This window comes from Cryobacterium sp. MDB1-18-1 (assembly GCF_004402735.1).
Taxonomy (GTDB): domain Bacteria; phylum Actinomycetota; class Actinomycetes; order Actinomycetales; family Microbacteriaceae; genus Cryobacterium; species Cryobacterium glucosi.
This window is the reverse complement of record NZ_SOFR01000028.1, coordinates 1-8,281: the sequence shown is the minus strand read 5'-3', so window position 1 is coordinate 8,281 and position 8,281 is coordinate 1. Positions and strand designations below refer to the sequence as shown.

The 8,281-nt window shown below is 69.0% G+C and carries 9 protein-coding genes; 7 read left to right on the top strand and 2 right to left on the bottom strand.

The features are described from left to right. The first annotated feature begins 173 nt into the window (after positions 1 to 173). From E3O50_RS07470 to E3O50_RS07455, 4 genes are all read left to right on the top strand, one after another. Positions 174 to 1,616 (top strand): hypothetical protein, encoded by a 1,443-nt coding sequence (locus E3O50_RS07470; RefSeq protein ID WP_134447034.1) that lies wholly within the window; start codon positions 174 to 176, stop codon positions 1,614 to 1,616. Between the two features lie 204 nt (positions 1,617 to 1,820). Then, entirely contained in the window at positions 1,821 to 2,081 is a 261-nt protein-coding gene (locus E3O50_RS07465) for a hypothetical protein (protein ID WP_134447036.1), read from the top strand. A gap of 71 nt (positions 2,082 to 2,152) precedes the next feature. Beyond that, on the top strand, positions 2,153 to 2,374 hold the full coding sequence (locus E3O50_RS07460) for a hypothetical protein (RefSeq protein WP_241975240.1): 222 nt from the start codon (positions 2,153 to 2,155) through the stop codon (positions 2,372 to 2,374). A 69-nt stretch (positions 2,375 to 2,443) separates the two neighbouring features. Continuing rightward, positions 2,444 to 3,232 carry an alpha/beta fold hydrolase gene (locus E3O50_RS07455; RefSeq protein ID WP_134447040.1) on the top strand — a complete coding sequence of 263 codons (789 nt, stop codon included), beginning with the start codon at positions 2,444 to 2,446 and terminating at the stop codon, positions 3,230 to 3,232. Between the two features lie 127 nt (positions 3,233 to 3,359). Here the strand turns inward: E3O50_RS07455 and E3O50_RS07450 are convergent, their stop codons facing one another. Both E3O50_RS07450 and E3O50_RS07445 read right to left on the bottom strand, forming a co-directional pair. Beyond that, positions 3,360 to 3,860, bottom strand: a complete 501-nt coding sequence (locus E3O50_RS07450; protein ID WP_134558302.1) for a 2'-5' RNA ligase family protein — start codon at positions 3,858 to 3,860, stop codon at positions 3,360 to 3,362. A 15-nt stretch (positions 3,861 to 3,875) separates the two neighbouring features. Beyond that, positions 3,876 to 4,781 (bottom strand): LysR substrate-binding domain-containing protein, encoded by a 906-nt coding sequence (locus E3O50_RS07445; RefSeq protein WP_241975239.1) that lies wholly within the window; start codon positions 4,779 to 4,781, stop codon positions 3,876 to 3,878. 116 nt (positions 4,782 to 4,897) lie between these two features. Here E3O50_RS07445 and alsS point away from each other — a divergent pair, with 116 nt between their 5' ends. The 3 genes from alsS to hemG form a co-directional block, all read left to right on the top strand. Continuing rightward, positions 4,898 to 6,688 carry an acetolactate synthase AlsS gene (gene alsS / locus E3O50_RS07440; protein WP_241975238.1) on the top strand — a complete coding sequence of 597 codons (1,791 nt, stop codon included), beginning with the start codon at positions 4,898 to 4,900 and terminating at the stop codon, positions 6,686 to 6,688. After that, complete coding sequence (gene budA, locus E3O50_RS07435) at positions 6,685 to 7,419, top strand: acetolactate decarboxylase (protein WP_134447044.1); 735 nt, start codon at positions 6,685 to 6,687, stop codon at positions 7,417 to 7,419. Before alsS ends, budA begins: the two co-directional genes overlap by 4 nt. Before the next feature lie 152 nt (positions 7,420 to 7,571). Then, positions 7,572 to 8,281, top strand: a 710-nt coding sequence (hemG, locus tag E3O50_RS07430) for a protoporphyrinogen oxidase (protein ID WP_166790982.1), incomplete at its 3' end; no start/stop codon positions are given.

Below are 8,281 nucleotides of genomic sequence, written 5' to 3'. Positions count from 1 at the left end.
GAGGGACTGGACATGGTGGGACTTCCTGATTCTCGCCCTACGTCAAACGGCGAACTTGCTCTGAGCTACCCGCCTCAACTCACCCTGACACGTAGGGCATCCGCGTCGACTCGAACCTATCGACCCGCCGCCGATTCCCTCAGCTCGTCCTCAGTGCGACACTCCACCTCCCCATGCTCGAGACAGCTAACACTGCGGTCACGCTCATGCGTGGAGCCCTCAACACTGGCATTCGTCCGGAAATCGTTGACGCCGACCTCGGATACTTCGGTAGCCGTCGTTTCGACAAGCTTTATCGGCCGACCTTCGAGCTCGGCTTCACCCCCTCCACCGATTACAGGCAGGAGCAGCTTGGGGCAAGCATGCTCGACGAGGGCGTCATGTGGGTCGAGGGGAGCGCATATTGCCCGCTGATGCCGCGTGCATTCATCACCGCGACGGCAGATATCGACGAAGGCACGGTTGACATGGAAACGTATCGCGCACGAATCGAGGCGCGCACCGAATTCAAGTTGCGGACAATCGGCAAACCTCGCAAGGACGGAGGGGTTCGTATGATCTGCGATTCAAACTGGAGGCACGAGGCTGCGGGGACGGATCGGTTGATACCATCTTCGTCTGTCGGCGGCCAGCAGCGTGACATCGACCGGTGCCCATGCACAAGGAAGTCTGTTTCCGTGCGCGCTGACGACGTGATGCGTCGCCAGGCGTTCACGTACGGAGGTTCAAAGTGGCTCGAATTCCACCTGAGGTCGCGTGCGGCGGCGGAATCGGTCACCGCGCGTGCAGCCCGTAAGAGCCACCAGCACCGATATCAACCCGCATGTTGCCGCGATTCCGCGCATCCCATACCCCCGTGTGCAGATCATAAGGGATGGAACACCTTCACCCCGGCCCTCGGAGGAGCCGGCACCGAGCCCGAGTCTTCATGTCTGGGACGCCGGTGGTTCATTGGCCAGCCATCGGGCCTTCCTAGATTGCGAGAGGGGGCGAGCGCCCCACGAGGGGGTTCACGGGTGGATACGGGGCTCGAAACACGACAGGTATGGTGGGCGCGGGCATCCGTGCAGGCGACGCGGATCGGTGTGATCGCGATCGGAGCCGCACTGCCGTGGTTGTTGTTCATCGTCTGGCTGGGCCAGCCAGACCGGAATTTGCTCGGGCCCATGGGCCGCACGGGCGTCATCGTCACCGTCGTGCTGCAGTGTCTCTCCGTGGTGGCCGGGCTCGTTTTCGTCGTTGTGATGTCCGCCTGGACCGAAACCCGCGGGTGGCAGGCGGCCCGAATCTGGGGCTGGATCGCGTTCGTCTGGGGCATTCCGCTTGCCTGGCTCGCGGCGGTCGTGTGGCCCGACGGGGTCTGGCCCCGGGAATCCGGCCTGCCGCTGATCGTGTTCGGGGTGATCTGCGTGATCCTCATCGTGCCTGCGCTGATCAACCCGCGCCGGACCGGCCTGGTGGCTGTCATCGGCACGATCCTGCCCCTGGTCATCCTCGTCGCGATCATCGCTTCGACAATCTCCGTCCCTGCGGTCTTCATCCTGCTCGGCCCGGCGACGGCGTACTGCGTCGCTGTGTCCCTCAGTGCTTCCGCGGCCGCCTTCGCCAGAATCTGACGCTCCGAGCGTTGCTGTTGCCGTGATCTCTCCGGACACACTGGCCGCCGACATCTCAGGGACCGTCGAGCAGAGGTCCCGGCGCTTCGTCGACCGTCCCTATCGCTCGGGGGGAAGCGGCGGTACGGTCTGCGCGATGGCCGGTTCGCGCGCGAACGAACCGCTCACCCTCCTGTCCCAGCGTCGGAACCGAGAGAGGCAATCATGACAACGGTGTTGATATTCCATGAGGTCGATGACGTCGAGCACTGGCTCAACTCACCCCGGCGGGACGAGGTGTTCGGGCCGCTCGGCATCAGCATCCAGACCTTCATCGACCCGACCGACGACCACAGGGTCGGCCTGATCGCCGACGTGCCCGACATGGACGTCTTCCAGCGGGTGATGGCGTCCGAAGTCGCGGCTGAGGCGATGCAGTTCGACGGCGTCCGCCCGGAAACCGTCGTGATGATGGTCGAGGGCTGACGATGTATGCCCGAATCAGCACCTTCAGGACCGGCCCAGACACCGACCCCCACGCGAATGAGAATGCGACCATGCTGCGGGTGCTCGCGAACCCCGGCGGCCGCGGCATGTACTTCCTGAAAGGCACGGAGACCGACACGGCCCTGGCCATCACGCTCTGGGACTCGGAGGACTCCCTCGCGGGGAGCAGGGAGCCCGCAGAGTCGATTCGCGCCGACTCGAGCGCCGAACAGCACCTGACGATCGTCGACGTCGAGGAATTCGAGGTGACGGCGAGCACCTTCATCGGCTGAGGCCTGCGGCGCCCTCCCCGGTGCGCTCGTTACGATGGGGGAGTCCCAGGCCCCGCTCGGAAGGCATCCATGGAGTACGCCCTCGCGCCCGACGGCGCCCGCATCGCCTGGTCGTCGACCGGCGGTAACGCGACAGGTGACCCCGTCGTCCTGGTCGCGGGACAGGGCGTCTCGAGCCGGTCCTGGTCTCCGCTGCTGCCGACGCTCGGTGCCCGGCACCGGGTGATTACATTCGACACGCGCGGGGTCGGCGACAGCGAGCCCGGCGCCGACGCGCGCTTCACGACGGCGGCGCTCGCCGAGGACATCGTCGCCGCTCTGGACGCCGCGGGGATCGACAGGGCGCACGTGTACGGGCACTCGATGGGCGGCCGGGTCGCGCAGTGGTTCGCGATCAACCACCCCGATCGCCTGGGCGCCCTCGTGCTCGGCGCGACGAGCGGCGGCGATGACCGGGGTCTGACCCGCACGGCTGACGTCGCCCAGCGCATGGCCCGGGGCGACGCGCTCTCCATGGGTCCGCTGTTCTTCACGGATGCCTTCATCGCGTCCCACCCGGAGCTCGTCGCGGCCACGTTCGTACGACCGACCTCGGTCCACACCCGGCGCCTCCTGTTCGGCGCGAGCACCGCGCACGACGCCTGGGACCACCTCCCCGGGATCACCGCGCCGACGCTTGTGCTGCACGGCGACGCCGACGAGGTCACTCCTCCCGGGAACGGCGAACGCCTCGCCGAACATATTCCGAATGCCGCATTCGGGGAGCTGCCCGGGCTCCGGCACGGCTACTTCCTCGAGAGCGCGTGGGCGACGGATGCCGTCCTCAGGTTCTTCGCGGCGCATCCGCTCGCCGCCTGACGCAGCTTTTCTCCTCGCGCACCCCCTGCGCCGCTTCGCGCCCGGCATGCCTGGCGCGAAGCGGCGCAACGGGCGCGCCTGCGCTGGGTTGCGACACGTGACGCGCGACGCGTGCCGGCCGCCGAAGCTAGGGGCGGGCCGAGTGAGAGCGCGGGCGCAGCGGGATCGTCGCGAGCACGGCGCGACCGGCCGGGTCGGCCCGGGGCGCCATGTCGACGAGAGCGATCTGGCCGAGTTCGAGGATGTCGCCGGTATTCACCCGCGCGTGGTGCTTGTCGGTGACGTGCGCCCGGAACTCGGTTCCGGTGAACGCCGCCTCCCCTGGCGCAGTCGCGAACGGCCGCACGGCCGCGACCACGAGGTCGCGCAGCGCGGTCAGCCCGGGGTCGGGTTCGAGCACGGTCACGGGAATGTCGTGGCGGCGCCCGAAGCGTTCCGCGCCGCCGGCGACCACGCTCAGCGCGGGCACGGCGGATGCCGAGGCCGCGAGAGCCTCCCTGATCGCGCCGGGCGCGGCATCCGTCAGGAACGGCGCCAGCACCGTCACGTGCAGGGGCCAGTCGCGCACCAGGAAGGTGGCGCCGACAGCGAGCGGCGTGAGCGGGAGGACCACGACGAGCCGGGGCATCAGCGCATCACCGCATCACCGGATCGCGCCGGTCTCGTCGTCGGCGAGGGCCAGGTCGATGAAGGCCCGCACCGCCGCCGAGAGCCGCCGGGTGCGCGACGCCGCGAGGTAGACGGTGAAGTCGGGCATGCCCGCGACGGGGAGGCGTCGCACGTTGCGGGCGTCCCGGGCGGCGAATTCGGGCAGCAGGGCGACGCCGAGCCCGTTGGTCACGTATTCGGCGGCGGTGCCGATGTCGGAGACCTCGATCATCACCCGGCGTTCGAGGCCCGCCGCGGCGAAGGTCTCGTCCACGATCTGCCGGCTCGCGTAGCCGGGCGGCAGGTCGATGAATTCCTCGGGGGCGAGGTCGTCGAGATGGTCGAGGCCGACGTGCCCGGCCGTGGCGAGGCGGTGATCGGCCGGGACCACGAGCACCATCGGCGAGGAGGAGATCGGCGCGGCCACGAGCTGGGTGGGCACGGGTCCGCTGAGCGCGAGGAAGGCGAGGTCGAGTTCGCCGGTCGCGAGCTCGTCGAGGAGCCCGGCCGAACCGCGCCTGGCCGCGCGCAGCCGCACCCCGACCCCCGGGTGGCCGGTGCGGAACAGCCCGAGCAGTCGCGGCACGTTGACGAGGGTGACCGAGGTCATCAGGCCGATCACGATCGACCCCGTGATCGCGTGGGTGGTCTCCTCGGCGGCATCGCGCACCCCGTTCACGGCATCGAGCGCCTCGCGCACCTTGGGCAGCAACAGCTCGCCCGTCGAGGTGAGCCGGATCTGCCTGCGGCTGCGGTCGAAGAGCTCGACGCCGAGTTCGTTCTCGAGCGACCGCACCCCTGCGGACACCGCGGACTGCGCGATCGTGAGTCGGTCGGCGGCGCGCGTGAAGCTCAGTTCGCTCGCCACCGCGCTGAAGAATTCGAACTGTCGCACATCCACTCGTGCATCATCTCATTTACAGATCGTTTCCATCACCATTCGGCGTTGTTTCTTATCTGTCGGAGCGGGACGATAGATACAGGGAGCCGCTCGAACGGCGAACCGGAAGGCATGACGTGACGAACAATTCAACTGTCCTGGGCAGCGGCCCCGTGGCGGACGCCCCGATCCAGGCGGATGCCCGCGTCCAGACCGATCCTCATTCCGCGGTCCCCTCGATAACGGATGGCCTCGGCGCGCCCGCCGCGCCCCGGCGCTCGGCCGACCGGGTCGTCGAGGTGCTCAAGGCCCACGGGGTGAAATGGGTGTTCGGCGTTCCCGGCGCCAAGATCGACCCCGTCTACGACGCCCTCGTCGACGACGGCCCCGAACTCATCGTCTGCCGGCACGAGCAGAATGCGGCCTTCATGGCCGCGGCCGTCGGCCGGCTGAGCGGCCAGCCCGGGGTCGTGCTCGTCACGAGCGGGCCCGGCACCTCCAACCTCGCGACCGGCCTGCTCACGGCCACGACAGAGGGCGACCCGATGGTCGCGATCTGCGGCGCGGTCTCCCGCGCCGACCGGCTCAAGCGCACCCACCAGTCCATGGACGCCGTCGGCATGCTCTCCGCCGTGACCAAGTCCGCAGGCGAGGTCAGCGTCGCCGACAACGTGCCGGAGGCCATCGCCAACGCGTTCCGACGCGCGACCCAGGAGCCCAAGGGCGCCGCCGCCGTCGTGCTCCCGTGTGACGTGCTCGTCGACACGACGACCGTGTCGATGACGGGACCGCACTGGGTGCCGCGCCTCGGCGCCGCCCCGGCGGAGAGTGTCACGCGCGCGGCCGCACTTCTGAAGGGTGCGAAGTTCCCGGTCATCCTAGCCGGCGCACGTGCAGGGTCCGACCGCGCGACCGTTGCCCTGCATCGCCTTCTCGGCGTCGCCGACCTGCCCGTCGTCGAGACGTTCCAGGCGGCCGGCGTGCTGTCCCACGAGCTCGAAGAGCACTACCTCGGCCGGGTGGGCCTGTTCCGCAACCAGCCGGGCGACATCCTGTTGCACAAGGCCGACCTCATCCTCGCGATCGGCTACGACTTCGTCGAGTACGAGCCCTCGAAGTGGAACAAGGACCACCAGCGCCGGATCATCCACCTCGACGAGCTCTCCGCAGACCTCGACGACTACTACCGCCCGACGGTCGAGCTGCGCGGCGACGTCGCCGAGACCATCGACGCGCTCGCCCGGCAGATCGACGGCCTCGAGCTCAGTGCCGCGGCATCCGCTGTCGTCGCCACCGAACGGGCCCGCCTCGCCGAGGCCGACGAACCGCACTGGAACGACGACGAGTCGGAGGGTGTGCACCCCGCGGCCCTGACCCTCGCGATGCGCAACCTGCTGCCCGATGACACGACCGTGCTCTGCGACGTGGGGTCGCACTACATCTACATGGCCAGGCACTTCCGCACCTATCACCCGCGTGCCCTGCTCTTCTCCAACGGGCAGCAGACCCTCGGCGTCGCCCTTCCGTGGGCGATCGCCGCGACCCTCGTGCGGCCGGGCACCCCGGTCGTCTCCGTCTCGGGCGACGGCGGGTTCCTCTACTCGGCGATGGAACTCGAGACCGCGGTGCGCCTCGGCTCGACGTTCACCCACGTGATCTTCAACGACGGCACCTACGACATGGTCGCGTTCCAGCAGCAGGGCAAGTACGGCCGCACCTCCGGCGTGCAGCTCGGCGACTACGACGCGGTCAAGTACGCCGAATCCTTCGGCGCCCACGGCTACCGGGTCACGCACCTCGACGACTTCGCGGGCGTGCTGAAACAGGCCATGGCCGAGCCAGGGCCGAGCATCATCGACGTGCGCGTCGACTACCGAAACAACCGGGATGAGCTCATGGCTGATCTGGAAAGCGATGTGCTGCAGTGAGTGAATTCACGGTCTCCCGACACGAGATCTTCCAGACGAGCCTGATGAGCGCCCTGCTCGACGGTGTGTACGAGGGCGAGATGACCGTGCGCGACCTGCTCGGCCACGGCAGCTTCGGCATCGGCACCTTCAACGGGCTCGACGGCGAGATGCTGATCCTCGACGGTAGCTGCTACCAGCTGCGTGCCGACGGCGGAGTCTCCAAGGCCGATCTCGGCGCGCACACCCCGTACGCGGTCGTCACGAACTTCGTCCCTCACGTCGAGAGCGATCTGCCGGAGGGTGTCCTGCGCGCGGAGGCATCCGCCTTCATCGACCGCATGACCTCGTCGGAGAACTACATGTACGCGCTGCGGATCGACGCCGAGTTCGAGTGGATCACCATGCGCACGGTCGTCAAGCAGGAGAAGCCGTATCGCCCGATGGTCGAGGCCACAGATGAGGACGCGATCGTCGAGCTGCACAACGTGACCGGCACGATCGTCGGCTTCCGCACCCCGCTCTACGAGCAGGGCATCGGCGTTCCCGGCTGCCACGCCCACTTCGTCACCGACGACCGCAGCGCCGGCGGCCACGTGCTCGACTTCAAGCTGAAGTCCGGCCACGCCGCCCTCTGCCTCGGCACCGACCTGCGCCTGCAGCTGCCGCTGACGGATGCCTTCCGCGACGCCAATCTCTCGCCAGACGACCTCGAGTGGCAGCTGCAGAAGACCGAGGCGCACGCCAAGTAGGCGCTCCTGCGGTCTCGGGTCACGGGGGCGCGGCAGAACGGGCCGCCGACACTAGTGTCGGAAAAGCCTTTCCTGCCGAGCCGTAGGATCGATGGAACGGTGTGCTCCAGCCTTCCGACTGTGCCGGTCCACCGGCAACGGAAGGACCATACGTGCTCTCTCGACCCCGGGTCGTCATCGTCGGCGGCGGAATCAGCGGACTGGCGACAGCCCACTATCTGCACCAGTCTCTCGGGGACGGGGTCCTGATCACCGTGCTCGAGGCCTCCCCCCGCCTCGGCGGCAAGATCATCACCGAGGACTTCGCCGGGCACTCGGTCGACGCCGGCCCCGATGCGCTGATGGTGCGCGCACCCGTCGCCGTGAACCTCCTCACCGACCTGGGCCTCGCCGACCTCGTCGTCGCACCCGCGAGCGGGGGATCGCGGATCTGGTCCCGCGGACGCCTCCGCACGCTGCCCGCAGGAACCGTGTTCGGCATCCCCGACCGACTGCTGCCGCTGCTCCGGTCACGCCTGCTCTCCCCGCTCGGCTTCGCCCGGGCACTCCTCGACCTCGTGCTCCCCGCCGGGCGCACCCTGCCGGCCGATCCCACGATCGCCGAGATTGTGGTCCCGCGGATGGGCCACGAGGTCTTCGACCGGCTCGTCGACCCCCTCCTCGGCGGCATCCACGCCGGTCGCGCCGATGAGCTCAGCGCGCACAGCACCGCCCCCGACATCGAGGTGCTCGCCCGCGGCAACCGCAGCCTGAACCTCGCGCTCCGCCGCCGGCGCCGCGCCGGGGCCGCGAAGGCCGCCGCCGCGTCCCGCTCCGCATCCGTGCCCGTCGCCACCGCGGGGGATGCCGCGGCCGGGTCCCG

Coding starts and splice junctions, on each gene's coding strand:
- E3O50_RS07460 (WP_241975240.1), top strand. CDS start 2,153: ATGCTGCGGGTGCTCGCGAACCCCGGCGGCCGCGGCATGTACTTCCTG.
- E3O50_RS07455 (WP_134447040.1), top strand. CDS start 2,444: ATGGAGTACGCCCTCGCGCCCGACGGCGCCCGCATCGCCTGGTCGTCG.
- E3O50_RS07450 (WP_134558302.1), bottom strand. CDS start 3,860: ATGCCCCGGCTCGTCGTGGTCCTCCCGCTCACGCCGCTCGCTGTCGGC.
- E3O50_RS07470 (WP_134447034.1), top strand. CDS start 174: ATGCTCGAGACAGCTAACACTGCGGTCACGCTCATGCGTGGAGCCCTC.
- E3O50_RS07465 (WP_134447036.1), top strand. CDS start 1,821: ATGACAACGGTGTTGATATTCCATGAGGTCGATGACGTCGAGCACTGG.